Genomic DNA, 12,189 nt, shown 5'->3' with positions numbered 1-12,189 from the left:
ATCGATGACTGGCACGGCTGAAATTGCACAACAATTTGTCAAACTCCTGATTGAGGAAGACGATGCCGGCCTTCAGGAATATTGGTCTGACGACATTGTCAGCCTGGAACCGATGGAAGGCGAGATGGCCCGCGTAGAAGGTCGTGACGCTCTTTTGGCGAAACATGCATGGTGGAACGACAACGCAGAAATGCACTCTGTCTCGACAGATGGCCCCTATGTTTTTGGCGATCAATTCGCGGTCCGATTTACAATGGACGTGACCATGTTTGGTGAACGCACAAAATCGAGCGAAGTCGGTATCTATACTTTGAAAGACGGCAAGATTGTCGAAGAACGCTTTCTCTACGGCGCCGATGAATAGACCAAATCGTGTAGGACACAGGTGACACATTTTCCAACATGTCACCCGTGCCCTACAAGCTGTAAGCCCCAGAAAACCGGGTTTTCCGCGATGTAGGGCACAGGTGACAACTGTCCAACTTGGCTCAGGTAATCCGGTAGAAATCCGCCACCCTTTCCAGCGCGAGTTTCAGGACCAGCTTGCCGCTGCGTGCTGGCCAACCGAGCGCTTTTTCTGCGTCGGGTAGGCCGTCGCCAGCGCACACCACACGCCACAGCACGTCCTTTAATCCGCTACCAGCCTGTGCCAAAGCCGCATCGAAGCGGGACTTGGCCGAGATCTGCTTTTCGCTCGCAGACAAGCCCTGATCTCCGGTGGTCTTTACCCGCACAGGGTCCCACCGCATTGTGACATTGGCGGACAACTGCGCGCGCTCATAGTCGCGCCGCAAAGCTTCGCCTGCCTCAAACAGACGCGTATCCAGATGCCCGCGGGAATGCAGCCACGCAATCGGACTTTCGCCGACATTCATCGTTACTGTGCGGCGCTTGCCCTTTGCTCCGCCCGCACTGTTTGGCCCTTCGCTGGTCAGTTCACGTTCCACCAATTTGCGCATATTACTCGCTCCACTTTTACCGAATAGGTGATAACAGACTTGCATTGCGTCCGCAGGTGTAGGAAAGTGAGAAATTACCAAATTGGTTCATTGAGTCATGGAGCAGGTCATTGATTAACCGAATTCGCGACATTCGAAAGGCCAAAGGTTTGACCTTGGCCGAACTGGCCGAGGCCTGCGACCCGCCCACAACCGCCCAGACCATTGGCCGGTTGGAGACGGGAATGCGCAACCTTTCGATCAAATGGATGGACAGAATCGGGGCTGCTTTGGGGGTTGATCCCGAAAGCCTCGTACGATCAGAGGATAGCCCGCAGCCGCAAATTGTGGCGCAATTGAGCGGTGCCGGTGCAGAGGCGCTGGATAGCCCGCGCGAAGCGGTGCTGCCCACCGATCTCGCCTCACAATCAGGCGAAAGCCCGCTGATGGTGATGAATGTGCAGGAAAGCACGGGGGAATTTCGCCCCGGTGATCTTGTCTGGCTGCGTCAATTGAATCCGGAGGATGCTGGTGAGGCAATCAATCGCGACTGTCTGGTGCCGCGGCCCGGCGGGCGCTTTACATTCGGGCGGCTGATCGACCGGAGAGGCACGCTCGTCGGATTGTTGCCACCCGGCGCTGGGCAAAAACAACAGGTGGTGGATAATCCCCTCTGGATTGCGGTCGCCGTAATGCTGGTGCGCCCGTTGTGAAGCCATTCAACCATACCGGTGTTTTAACTGCGTTTGTTTCGCGCTTCTTACCGGATTGCCTGCGATCATCGCGGGTCTCGTCAAAGGATCGAAATTGAAACACATCCTTTCACTCAGCACGCTATACCCAAATGCGGCGAACCCGCGTTTCGGGACTTTCGTGGCGCGCTCATTGGAAGGATTGGCACGGCGCGATGATTGGCAGGTGACCGTCGTCAACCCGATCGGTCTGCCACCGGTGATCTTTGGCCGATACCGCGCGCTGGCCGATTTGGAACCGCTTGCGATCGAAGAGGGTATACCGGTCCACCGCCCGCGCTTCACGCTGATCCCCAAAGTCGGCGCGCGGCGTAACGCTGCGAACATCGCCAAAGCAATCCTTCCAGTGGTTGAAGCGATCCATGCCGAGCATCCAATTGATCTGCTGGACGCGCAATTCTTCTTCCCCGATGGCCCCGCCGCCGCAATCGTTGCCAAGGCCATGGGCATCCCTCTTTCGATCAAGGCGCGTGGCAGCGATATCACCTATTGGGGGCATCAGGACTTCGCATTGGAGCAGATGCGAGAGGCCGCCGAGGAGGCAACCGGTCTTCTCGCGGTGAGCGCGGCTTTAAAGCGTGAGATGATCGCTCTTGGCCTGCCCGCTGAAGACGCCGTTGTGCACTATACTGGGCTCGATAGGGACCGATTTCGACCGCTTGATCACACACAATTGCGCAGTCAGGTCAGCCAGGAACTTGGCTTTGATTTGCCAGACAATGTGCCCATGCTCGCCTGTGTTGGCGCGCTTACCGGTCGCAAGGGTCAGGATCATGCAATCGCAGCCCTTCCCGCTATCGAAGGCGCACGATTGGTGCTGGTTGGGAAAGGCGAGGATGAGGCAAAATGCCGCGCGATCGCTCGCGAAACCGGTGTGGCAGACAGGGTCCATTTCACCGGATCGATCGATCATGACTTACTACCACTGATCCTGTCTGCGGCGGACGTTATGGTGCTCCCGACAGAAAATGAGGGGCTCGCCAATGCGTGGGTTGAGGCGCTCGCTTGCGGTACGCCCGTCGTCACCACAGATGTCGGCGGTGCGCGCGAATTGATCGTCAATGAAACCGCAGGCCGGTTGCTATCCGAACGCACGCCAGAGGCCGTGGCAGAGGCTGTGAACGCGGTTCTCAACGCGCCGCCCAATCCGCAGGACGTTGCTGCGCTGGTCGAACATTTCAGCTGGGAAAGCCACGCAGAGCAGCTCGCCGATTATTCGATGGGCGTCGCCGGTTTCGCCTGACCACCTTCACGGGCCTTACGCTCCTGAATGTCCGCCTCGGTTTCCTGCGGGACAAAGCTGTCCGATGTCACGCCCAGCCAGATCAGGATCGGCGCAGCGAGGTAGACGCTGGAATAGGTACCGACAAACAGTCCGACAGTAATCGCAAGCACAAGGCCAAACAGGCTCGCCGGGCCAAACATCAATAGCGGCAGCAACGCAACCAGCAGCGTCAGCGATGTCATCACCGTCCGCGCCAGCGTTTCGTTGATCGACAAGTCGAGCAGCTCTGGCAGCGGCATCTTGCGGAATTTTTTCAGGTTCTCGCGGATACGGTCAAATACGACGATTGTATCGTTCAATGAATAGCCGATGATCGCAAGGATCGCAGCGATGATCTGTAGGCTGAACTCCAGCTGGAAGACCGCAAATATACCGAGCGTAATCGAGACATCGTGGAAGAGCGCAAACAATGCGCCAACGCCAAACTGCCATTCGAACCGGATCCAGATATACATCGCCACACCCAGCATCGCGATGGCAAGAGCGAGGACGGCAGCTGAGCGAAACTCCTCTGCAACCTTGCCCGAAACGGTGTTGTTGCCATCTGTCCGGACATCGGAATATTCGGCTTCGATCAGCGCGATAACTTCGTTGCCGATTTCAGTCGCAGCGCCGGGTGTGGCTTCAACTTCTTCCGGCAGCGGCACGCGAATGGATACGATGTTTGGCGCACCAAATTCCTGAACCACGGGGGTGCCGTAGCCAAGGCCAGCAACCTTATCGCGAAGATCGGCCACAGGCGCCTGATCCAGTCCTTCAAACGTAAGTTGAACTTCCTGACCGCCGGCGAAATCGACACCGTAATTGAGGCCTTGCGTAAACACAGCAGCCCAGCTTGCGACGATCAGAAGCATGCTGACCACGAAGAACGGGACACGCAGTTTCAGGAATTTGATATTGGTGTCAGCGGGGACGAGTTTGAGCAGTTTCATTTCGTGTCCCTCCTCAAACGTTGATGTCGTTAGGGCGTGTCTTGCGCAGCCATCCACTCACCCACATACGGGTCAGCGGAAGCGCGGTGAAGACGCTGGTGAACAGGCCGATGATCAGAACAACGGCAAATCCGCGGATCGGGCCAGACCCGAAATAGCCAAGCAAACAGGCCGAAATGAAGTTCGTGATGTTCGCATCGTAAATCGCGCGGCTGGCTTCTTTATAACCGTTCTCGACAGCAGCGATCACTCGCCTGCCTCGTTTGCGCTCTTCGCGTATTCGTTCGTTGATCAGCACGTTGGCATCAACCGCGGCACCGATTGTCAGTACGAAACCGGCAATGCCCGGCAATGTGAGCGTGCTGTTAGCGAAGGCCATAATGCCGAGCAGCATCAGGACGTTGAAGACCAAGGCGATCGTCGCATAAACGCCGAACCGGCCATAGGTGGCGATCATCAGAACAACGACGGCGATACTACCAATCAGCATCGCAAGCAGGCCGCGCTGGATCGAGTCCGCGCCAAGCTCGGCGCTTACTGTGCGCTCCTCAACCACGGTCAGCGGCAATGGCAGCGCGCCTGATCCCAGCTGAATGGACAGCTTCGCAGCCGAGTCCGCATTGAAATTGCCGGAGATTTGCGCGGAACCACCACAGATTGGCTCATTGATGTTCGGTGCAGAAAGCACCTCTTCATCCAAGATGATGGCGAACGGCTTATTCACGTTCTCGCGTGTTAGCGTACAGAAACGTGTGCCCCCCTGAACATCGAACTGGATATTGACGACGTTTTCGTTGGTCTGCGGATCATTGCCAGCGGTTGCGCCAGTCAGACGATCCCCGCGAATACCGCCGAGGCGGCGCACCGCAACCGACTGACCCTCGAAATCGGTACCAGCAGCATATGGGAAAATCTGGCTTCCTGGAGGCGCAATGCCGGCTTGAACGTTGCTTGGCAGAGCATTCTGGTCGACCAATTTAAACTCAAGCTGCGCGGTCTCGCCAAGCAACTCTTTGAGAGCCTGCGGATCATCAAGACCCGGCACCTGAACAACGATGCGGGTATCGCCCTGCCGCAGGATCGTCGGCTCACGCGTGCCGAGTTTGTCGATACGGATGCGAACAACTTCGACGGCGCTTTCCATCGCGCTGTTCAGAGCATTATCGATACCGCTTTGGGTCGGGATCAGAACCATGCGCTGGCCATCAACGACTTCCAGATCCCATTCGCGGACAAGATCCGGCCCCTGCATCAGCGGTTCCAGAATGCCGCGAGCACGGTCAATTTCGCTCGCTTCGTTCAGCATGAACGACAGCCGATCATTTGCTGTCGAAACATCACCGATCCGGATACGCGGCTCCGCGTTCCGCATCGCCTGACGGACGGCCTCTTCCATATTCTCAAGCCGCTGCGCCGCGACAGAAGAAATATCGCCTTCAAGCAGGAGGTGCGAACCACCCGCAAGGTCGAGACCCAGATTGACCGTCGGTTCCGGCAAGGCATCGGGCCATTCGGCGCCGCCTGCATTGAACAACGAAGGCAGTGCCATCAGTGCCGCTGCGAGGGTGATACCCCACAGCATAATCTTCTTCCAAAGAGGGAAATCGAGCATTGCCGCGTGTTCTCAGTCTTGTTCTAAATGATCGCGATTAATCGTTTGCGGCTTTGCCGCCGGGCGGGATGATATCGCCGATAGTGTGCTTTACCGCTTTCACGCGCACATCTTTCGCAAGATCAATCTCGACATAGGTGTCATCAACTTTGACGACTTTTCCGACAAGGCCACCTTGGGTCACAACCTGATCACCTTTTTTCAGGCCGCCAATGCGCTCCTGATGCTCTTTCTGCTTTTTCATCTGAGGACGGAAAATCAAAAACCAGAAAATGCCAAAAATGCCGATCCACGGCAGCAGGCTGAGTATGAAGCCCATGGGGCCGCCTGATCCTGTGGCTGCCCCGCCAGCTGCAGCTAAAATATCAATCATGCCCTGTCGAACCTTGCAAATGCGGACGCGAGTGCGGCGTCCAATTGATGTGTCAGTATCGGGGGTAGAATGAACGCTGCGCGAATAATGCGCCCGCTCGCCCTCCCTTATCCCATGTAAGTGGGCGCGCGTAGCAGCATTGCAAGCGCCCCGCAATCAACCGGCGGATACATGATGTAAGGGTCGGTGGAAAATCGATGTGGCGACCGCAAGATTGCTGAAGGCGCAATCATGCTTGCATGCCCCTGCCCCCCGCCCTATACGGCGCGCCTCCACCGGATCGGGAAGTAGCGCAGCCTGGTAGCGCATCACACTGGGGGTGTGGGGGTCGCAGGTTCGAATCCTGTCTTCCCGACCAGTGGAGTTTCATCGAACTGAGACATACGCTCGCCGCAAGGCGATTGCTGCTAGGCAATTTTTGTTCAACTGGCAGCACGGAACTTGCGCGGGGGACTGACGTTGTCACGTCACATGAAATATCGATCCATTCTGATTTCGACGGCAGCGGCTGCCTGCATCGCTGCACCGCTTTCAGCGGAAGATGAAGTGCGCGTCGATACTGTTGGCAGCGAAGATAGCGCAGCAGCCGCACAGGAAGGGTCAGCAGAGACCGAATCTGCTCGCACACGGCGTGTGTTCGCACCCGCTGATTTTGAACGGTTCGCCCCGCGCAACGCACTCGACATGGCGCAGCAAATACCCGGTTTCTCTATCCAATCGGATGACGGTGGACGCGGGCTTGGCCAGGCAAGCACCAACGTTATTATCAACGGTCAGCGCATCTCCGGCAAATCCAATGGCCCTGTCGAAGCGTTGCGGCGTATCCCTGTTGAAGAAGTCGTCCGCCTCGAAATTGTTGATGGCGCCAGCCTCGATATTGGCGGGCTTTCCGGTCAGGTGCTTAACGTTGTCACCAAATCAACCGGCGGCATCAACGGACAATTCCGCTATTCTGCCGAATGGCGCAGCTTCGGCGTCCCTTTCAGATGGGGTGATGGTCAAATCTCTCTTGCTGGCGGCGGTGAGAAAACCGAATGGACGCTAAGCTTCGAAAACGATGCAGGTCGGCGCGGAAATGAAGGCATTGAACAGGTCTTTGATGCGGCTGACGTCCTCATTGATACGCGGGACGAACAATCGAAATTCGTCTCCGACCGGCCAAGTCTATCCGGCTCCTTTGCTCGCACAGCGAACAACGGCAACATCCTGAATCTGACCGGAAGCATCGCCGCAAACCTGTTTGACCGCAGCGAGACTTCGGTTCGCACCGGCACCATTTGCCCGGCTGATCGCTTTCGCTTGTTCACTTCGAAAGAAGACGAATTCAACTACGAATTCGGTGCCGACTACAGCTTCGGGCTTGGCGGCGGCACGCTGAAAGTGATCGGTTATCGCCGGTTCGAAGACAGCCCGACCTCTTCAGAGGTAATCACAACCTTCGCCGACGGCTCTTCGCCAGAGGGATCGTTATTTGTCCGCGACGCTGACGAGGCGGAAACAATACTTCGCGGCGAATACGGTTTCGGCGGATTGGGCGGCGATATCCAGTTTGCTCTTGAAGGGGTGAAAAACTCCCTCGAAATCGAATCTGCATTGGAAGTGCGCGACGCAGCCGGTGTTTTGCAACCGGAGGAATTCGACGGTTCGAGCGCACGTGTTGAGGAAGATCGCGCAGAGGGCAGTGTCACTTATGGCCGCGCATTGGCAGATAGTCTGCAAATGCAATTATCGGTTGGCGGTGAATATTCAACGATCAGCCAAAGCGGTCCACTTGGCCAGACGCGCTCATTCTTTCGCCCGAAAGGCTTCGCCGCGCTCGATTGGAAAGCAAACGAGATGCTGAACCTTTCAGGCCGGGTCGAGCGTGTTGTCGGCCAGCTCAATTTCTTTGACTTCATCGCATCCACCGACCTCAATCAAGACCGAGTAAATGTTACCAATGCTGATCTCGTCCCCCCGCAAAGCTGGTTGTTCGAATTGGAAGCGACGCAAAGCCTTGGCGCGTATGGCTCCATCAATCTGCGCGGTTTCTACGAAGATTTGAGCGATTTTGTTGACCAGATCCCGATTGATGGTGGCGGTGAGGCCCCGGGCAACATCGATGCAGCGACCATCAAAGGCGTCGAAGGTGAGGTTACGCTTCTGTTCGATCCTGTTGGCGTAAACGGGCTGAGATTGGATGCGGAATTCCGATTGGCCGACAGCGAGATACTTGATCCGCTTTTCGGCACGCCGCGCGACATTTCTGGCTTTCGAAACTTCACGATCGACGTGGAAATGCGCAAGGATTTCTTCGGCTCTGATTGGGCCGTGGGCGGAGCATACCGCTTCAGCGAAAATCGGGCCGATGTGCGGCTCAGCGAAGTTTCACAGCGCGAGGACGCGCCCGGTTTCGCGCGTGCATTTATCGAGCACAAAGATGTGCTGGGCATGACCGCCCGTTTCCGCGTGGGGAATCTGATCAATCAGAATGACAATTTCAGCCGGACTATTTTCACAGACCGTCTCAATGGGATCGTCGACTCCCGAGAAGAGCGCCGCCGTGTCTTTGGCGTGATCTACTCCTTCGATATCGAAGGCTCTTTCTAGCAGTTGCGCAGCACTCTCCGTCCGCTTACTCGGTGAGTTAAGAGGATGACTGATATGACCGACACCGCCGCCTTCCTTCCCCGTATGCGTTCGTGGCTGTTTGCCCCGGGCGACAGTGACAAAAAGATGGGCAAAGCCATCGGAAGCGATGCCGATATCGCGCTGCTCGATCTCGAAGATTCTGTGACGCCAGAAAACAAGGCAGCCGCCCGCGAAAAAGTAGCTGCCGCGATTGCCGATGCGCCGGACCGGTCGCGCGTTTGGGTACGGGTCAATCCGCTATCCGGCGACTGGACTGAGGCTGATCTGGATGCCGTTGTGTCGGCGGGTCCGGGCGGCATTTTCCTGCCAAAGGCAGAAGGCGGCCATGATGTCGAGCGCCTTGATACCATGCTGTCCGCCCGCGAAGCGACGGCGGGTATGGAGATCGGCGCGATCAAAGTTGCGGCTCTGGTGACCGAGACAGCCGCCGCCATGTTCACCACCGGAACCTATGACGGGACGCCGCGCCTTGTGGCGATGAGCTGGGGCGCGGAAGATCTATCGAGTGAACTGGGCGCACGTGAACAACGCGGGCCGGACGGCGAATACACCCACGTCTATGAAATGGCGCGCAGCCTGTGCCTGCTGGGCGCAGTGAAAGCCGGCGTCGCGCCAATTGAGACGGTACAGCCCGAATTCCGCGATCTCGAAAAGCTCGGCCAGCGCGCCCGAAGCGTGCGCGCACAGGGTTTCCGCGGGATGCTGGCGATCCACCCTGCGCAAGTCGCCCCGATCAACGAGGCCTTCACGCCAAGCACCGAAGAACTGAACCAAGCCCGCGCGGTTATTCAGGCGTTCGCCGATGCTCCGGGGGCTGGCACCGTATCGATGGATGGCAACATGCTCGACCGCCCCCACCTTGTGCTCGCGCAAAGACTGTTGACGGAAGCGGGAGAAATCTGAAACGGTTTCTCAATTTTCCTACATGAACCATATTGGTTATTCGTGTTTGCGACTCATCCTCTATTGGAGCGCAACGCATGGCCATTCTCGAAACCCTTATCGGCCCGATCACTTCGATCATCGACAAGATCATCCCTGACAAAGAAGCCCGTGCTAAAGCCAAGCTTGAGCTAATCAAGCTGGAGGGCACGCAGGAAATGCGGATGATCGAGGCGCGGCTGCAAGCCATCGTCGCAGAAGCCCATTCCGCAGACCCATGGACCAGCCGCGCCCGTCCCAGCTTTCTCTATGTCATGTATGCGATGATCCTGTGGGCGCTGCCCATGGGCATCCTCGCCGCTTTCAACCCCGCCGCCGCCGGAGAAATCGCGCGCGGGATGAACTCATACCTTAATGGGTTGCCAGAACCGCTCTACGCGCTGTTTGGCACCGGCTACCTCGGCTACACCGCCGCACGTCAGTGGGGTAAAGTGAAGGGGGTTGATCGGTAACCACTGCGGACCAGATTATCGGTTTCGTAAGCGTGTTGAGTTACTAATTTATCGCGGAAACACGTTACGCGGTAGCAAGACTTGGCGCGTGCTAACAAGACATGGCTAAAAGTATGATTCAGATCGTTTACACAAGCGTTGCGGCCGACGACCTCCCACAAGGCGAAGTATTCAAGATCGTGTCGGATTCCGCGAATAGGAATGCCGACCGTGACCTGACCGGATTCCTATGCTTTTCAAAAAACCGATTTTTTCAGATTCTCGAAGGTGATCCAAGCACAGTCGATGCCTTGATGGCTGTACTGAAAGTCGATCCGCGCCATCATTCTGTCGAAATCTTGGACCGGAGCCCGATCAAAGATCGTGCATTCCCCAAATGGAGGATGAAGCGGGTGCCTGATATCGCCGACTTAACCCAACTTGAGGAGGCTGTTCCCGGTCTAAAAAACGCACCAAGCACCGCGACAAAAGCACTAAGCCAGTTTCTGAGTGGCTGAAAGAAACCGCATCGGCGATACATAGAGCCGCGTTGCTAACTCTTCACGTTTTTCACTACACCCGCTAATCTCGCCCAATGACCTGCACGATCTGCGTCCTGAACGGCCTGCCCGGAGCGCTCGGCACTCTGTTTGGCACCGGCCACTTCGGCTACAAAGCCGCGCATCAGTGGGGTAAGGTGAACGGCGCGGACAGGCGATAGGTACTACGAACGCGACGCGAATGCCCCTTAAGTCCAGAGGCGATCCAGAATCCCTTAGTTCAGTGCCCGAATGCGACACTATTTCAGACCCCGAATTTCCGTCTGGAGAGCACAAAATCAATTGGTTGCAAATGACTGAAATTGTGCGTTATCAAATCCGGTAAAACAAAGGGGAAAGATCATGCTTTCAGGACTGCTCGCACTTTCTATGGCCGCTACCAGTGGCGATCAACTTGCATCATGGTGCGAGCAAAATAGCCGGGCATGCGATATCTACATCGCGGGCTATGTTGATGGAGTGGAGCAGGAGTTGTTCTTGCGTGAAGATGCGCGCGATTTTTGCCTGCCTACTTCGTGGACATCTGCAGACGGGCGAAGAGTTTTTTTAGCACGTTGGAAAAATAACATGAGAAATCATGACGGCGCATGGAAAGGTAACAAGGCAAGTACTTTGCTATGGACAGTTTTTTCAAACGAGTATCCTTGCAGGCGACGATGAAATGGTTCGTGTGAATGACTAAAATTACCAACACAGTCTACGTCCTGAACGGCCCGAACTTGAACCTTCTCGGCCTGCGCGAGCCTGATATTTACGGCTCGCAGACGCTCGATGATATTGCCGGTATGTTAGAGGATCGCGCCTCCGGGCTCGATCTGACCATCGACATGCGCCAGACCAATCACGAAGGGATGCTGGTGGATTGGCTGCATGAGGCGCAGGCGAAAGGCGCGCGCGCCGTGTTGCTCAATGCGGCGGCCTACACCCACACCTCTATCGCGCTGCTTGATGCGATCAAGGCGATCACTACGCCCGTTGTCGAGGTGCATTTATCCGATCCCAAGACGCGCGAAAGTTTCCGTCACACGTCTTTCATCGGCATGGCAGCGACCAAAACAGTCGAAGGGCACGGCGCGGATTCGTACCGCATCGCTCTGGAGGCCGTAGCGTCAGGCGAGGTCTGAGCCGTAAAATCAATTCGTCGATTTCGGACGATTGCCACTTGCCAGCCGCAATTGGCGTGAATAGGCGAATGGTGAGGGTTCAGGCCCAAAACTAAACAAGGGGTATGCATGGCTACCAGTAAGCCGGCCGCCGGAAAAAATTCCGGCATGAATATTGATTCCGCTCTGGTTCGCGAACTCGCCGAACTTTTGAACGAGACGGGTCTCACCGAAATCGAAGTAGAAGATGACGATCGCAAGATCCGCGTTGCACGCGGCGCTGTTGCCGCGCCCGCGATGGCGGCGGCTCCTGCGCCTGTGACTGCTGCACCGGCACCTGCCGCGGCGGCTCCTGCTGCTGCGCAAGAGGCTCCCGCTGCGGCAGACAATGCCGATGCGATGAAATCCCCGATGGTGGGCACCGTCTATCTCGCGGCTGATCCAGAAGCGGCCAATTTCGTGAAGGTCGGTGACAAAGTCAGCGAAGGTGACACGCTGCTGATTATCGAGGCGATGAAGGTCATGAACCCGATCACCGCCGATAAATCCGGCACGATCAAAGCCATTCTGGTCGACAACGCGCAGCCGGTCGAATTTGACCAGCCGCTCGTCGTCATCGGTTAAGCCGTC

15 protein-coding genes and 1 tRNA gene are annotated in these 12,189 nt (G+C 56.6%); 12 read left to right on the top strand and 4 right to left on the bottom strand.

The annotated features are described in order from the left end of the window. Nucleotides 1-4 precede the first annotated feature (4 nt). Complete coding sequence (locus KCG46_RS08590) at nucleotides 5-364, top strand: nuclear transport factor 2 family protein (RefSeq protein ID WP_218404831.1); 360 nt, start codon at nucleotides 5-7, stop codon at nucleotides 362-364. Between the two features lie 124 nt (nucleotides 365-488). Here the strand turns inward: KCG46_RS08590 and KCG46_RS08585 are convergent, their stop codons facing one another. Continuing rightward, a complete protein-coding gene (locus tag KCG46_RS08585; RefSeq protein ID WP_218404830.1) occupies nucleotides 489-959 on the bottom strand; it encodes a DUF6456 domain-containing protein in 471 nt (156 codons plus the stop codon). Nucleotides 960-1,069: 110 nt separating this feature from the next. Here KCG46_RS08585 and KCG46_RS08580 point away from each other — a divergent pair, with 110 nt between their 5' ends. Further along, nucleotides 1,070-1,651: a helix-turn-helix domain-containing protein gene (locus KCG46_RS08580; protein WP_218404829.1), complete on the top strand. Its 582-nt coding sequence runs from the start codon at nucleotides 1,070-1,072 to the stop codon at nucleotides 1,649-1,651. A gap of 94 nt (nucleotides 1,652-1,745) precedes the next feature. Beyond that, complete coding sequence (locus KCG46_RS08575; protein ID WP_218404828.1) at nucleotides 1,746-2,933, top strand: glycosyltransferase; 1,188 nt, start codon at nucleotides 1,746-1,748, stop codon at nucleotides 2,931-2,933. Here KCG46_RS08575 and secF read toward each other — a convergent pair. The 3 genes from secF to yajC are packed head-to-tail and all read right to left on the bottom strand — an operon-like array spanning nucleotide 2,903 to nucleotide 5,892. Continuing rightward, nucleotides 2,903-3,907, bottom strand: a complete 1,005-nt coding sequence (gene secF, locus KCG46_RS08570; RefSeq protein WP_218404827.1) for a protein translocase subunit SecF — start codon at nucleotides 3,905-3,907, stop codon at nucleotides 2,903-2,905. The genes KCG46_RS08575 and secF overlap by 31 nt on opposite strands. A gap of 13 nt (nucleotides 3,908-3,920) precedes the next feature. Further along, on the bottom strand, nucleotides 3,921-5,519 hold the full coding sequence (secD, locus tag KCG46_RS08565; RefSeq protein ID WP_218404826.1) for a protein translocase subunit SecD: 1,599 nt from the start codon (nucleotides 5,517-5,519) through the stop codon (nucleotides 3,921-3,923). Nucleotides 5,520-5,556: 37 nt separating this feature from the next. Beyond that, nucleotides 5,557-5,892 (bottom strand): preprotein translocase subunit YajC, encoded by a 336-nt coding sequence (gene yajC / locus KCG46_RS08560; RefSeq protein WP_218404825.1) that lies wholly within the window; start codon nucleotides 5,890-5,892, stop codon nucleotides 5,557-5,559. 281 nt (nucleotides 5,893-6,173) lie between these two features. Here yajC and KCG46_RS08555 point away from each other — a divergent pair. The 9 genes from KCG46_RS08555 (at nucleotide 6,174) to accB (ending at nucleotide 12,183) form a co-directional block, all read left to right on the top strand. Then, nucleotides 6,174-6,250: transfer RNA gene (locus KCG46_RS08555), tRNA-Pro, on the top strand. A gap of 113 nt (nucleotides 6,251-6,363) precedes the next feature. Beyond that, complete coding sequence (locus KCG46_RS08550) at nucleotides 6,364-8,481, top strand: TonB-dependent receptor plug domain-containing protein (protein ID WP_218404824.1); 2,118 nt, start codon at nucleotides 6,364-6,366, stop codon at nucleotides 8,479-8,481. 54 nt (nucleotides 8,482-8,535) lie between these two features. Next, entirely contained in the window at nucleotides 8,536-9,426 is an 891-nt protein-coding gene (locus KCG46_RS08545) for an HpcH/HpaI aldolase/citrate lyase family protein (RefSeq protein ID WP_255551840.1), read from the top strand. A 77-nt stretch (nucleotides 9,427-9,503) separates the two neighbouring features. After that, a complete protein-coding gene (locus tag KCG46_RS08540) occupies nucleotides 9,504-9,917 on the top strand; it encodes a holin family protein (RefSeq protein WP_218404823.1) in 414 nt (137 codons plus the stop codon). A 101-nt stretch (nucleotides 9,918-10,018) separates the two neighbouring features. After that, nucleotides 10,019-10,414 (top strand): BLUF domain-containing protein, encoded by a 396-nt coding sequence (locus KCG46_RS08535; RefSeq protein ID WP_218404822.1) that lies wholly within the window; start codon nucleotides 10,019-10,021, stop codon nucleotides 10,412-10,414. A 77-nt stretch (nucleotides 10,415-10,491) separates the two neighbouring features. Continuing rightward, nucleotides 10,492-10,617: a hypothetical protein gene (locus tag KCG46_RS12660; protein WP_255551962.1), complete on the top strand. Its 126-nt coding sequence runs from the start codon at nucleotides 10,492-10,494 to the stop codon at nucleotides 10,615-10,617. 181 nt (nucleotides 10,618-10,798) lie between these two features. Beyond that, entirely contained in the window at nucleotides 10,799-11,116 is a 318-nt protein-coding gene (locus KCG46_RS08530) for a Rap1a/Tai family immunity protein (protein WP_218404821.1), read from the top strand. Nucleotides 11,117-11,130: 14 nt separating this feature from the next. Continuing rightward, nucleotides 11,131-11,580 carry a type II 3-dehydroquinate dehydratase gene (locus KCG46_RS08525; RefSeq protein WP_255551839.1) on the top strand — a complete coding sequence of 150 codons (450 nt, stop codon included), beginning with the start codon at nucleotides 11,131-11,133 and terminating at the stop codon, nucleotides 11,578-11,580. Nucleotides 11,581-11,727: 147 nt separating this feature from the next. Beyond that, a complete protein-coding gene (gene accB, locus KCG46_RS08520) occupies nucleotides 11,728-12,183 on the top strand; it encodes an acetyl-CoA carboxylase biotin carboxyl carrier protein (RefSeq protein WP_218405386.1) in 456 nt (151 codons plus the stop codon). Nucleotides 12,184-12,189 lie beyond the last annotated feature (6 nt).

Origin of the sequence: Erythrobacter crassostreae (assembly GCF_019204045.1) — a bacterium.
Taxonomy (GTDB): Bacteria; Pseudomonadota; Alphaproteobacteria; order Sphingomonadales; family Sphingomonadaceae; genus Erythrobacter; species Erythrobacter crassostreae.
Note: the sequence above shows the minus strand (reverse complement) of the source record. Positions and strands in the feature narration are given on the sequence as shown.

What these genes read in the sequence shown, in the direction of transcription:
- KCG46_RS08585 (WP_218404830.1), bottom strand. Translation starts at nt 959, where the DNA reads ATGCGCAAATTGGTGGAACGTGAACTGACCAGCGAAGGGCCAAACAGT.
- KCG46_RS08545 (WP_255551840.1), top strand. Translation starts at nt 8,536, where the DNA reads ATGACCGACACCGCCGCCTTCCTTCCCCGTATGCGTTCGTGGCTGTTT.
- yajC (WP_218404825.1), bottom strand. Translation starts at nt 5,892, where the DNA reads ATGATTGATATTTTAGCTGCAGCTGGCGGGGCAGCCACAGGATCAGGC.
- secD (WP_218404826.1), bottom strand. Translation starts at nt 5,519, where the DNA reads ATGCTCGATTTCCCTCTTTGGAAGAAGATTATGCTGTGGGGTATCACC.
- KCG46_RS08540 (WP_218404823.1), top strand. Translation starts at nt 9,504, where the DNA reads ATGGCCATTCTCGAAACCCTTATCGGCCCGATCACTTCGATCATCGAC.
- accB (WP_218405386.1), top strand. Translation starts at nt 11,728, where the DNA reads ATGAATATTGATTCCGCTCTGGTTCGCGAACTCGCCGAACTTTTGAAC.
- KCG46_RS08525 (WP_255551839.1), top strand. Translation starts at nt 11,131, where the DNA reads ATGACTAAAATTACCAACACAGTCTACGTCCTGAACGGCCCGAACTTG.
- KCG46_RS08590 (WP_218404831.1), top strand. Translation starts at nt 5, where the DNA reads ATGACTGGCACGGCTGAAATTGCACAACAATTTGTCAAACTCCTGATT.
- KCG46_RS12660 (WP_255551962.1), top strand. Translation starts at nt 10,492, where the DNA reads ATGACCTGCACGATCTGCGTCCTGAACGGCCTGCCCGGAGCGCTCGGC.
- KCG46_RS08535 (WP_218404822.1), top strand. Translation starts at nt 10,019, where the DNA reads ATGGCTAAAAGTATGATTCAGATCGTTTACACAAGCGTTGCGGCCGAC.
- secF (WP_218404827.1), bottom strand. Translation starts at nt 3,907, where the DNA reads ATGAAACTGCTCAAACTCGTCCCCGCTGACACCAATATCAAATTCCTG.
- KCG46_RS08530 (WP_218404821.1), top strand. Translation starts at nt 10,799, where the DNA reads ATGCTTTCAGGACTGCTCGCACTTTCTATGGCCGCTACCAGTGGCGAT.
- KCG46_RS08550 (WP_218404824.1), top strand. Translation starts at nt 6,364, where the DNA reads ATGAAATATCGATCCATTCTGATTTCGACGGCAGCGGCTGCCTGCATC.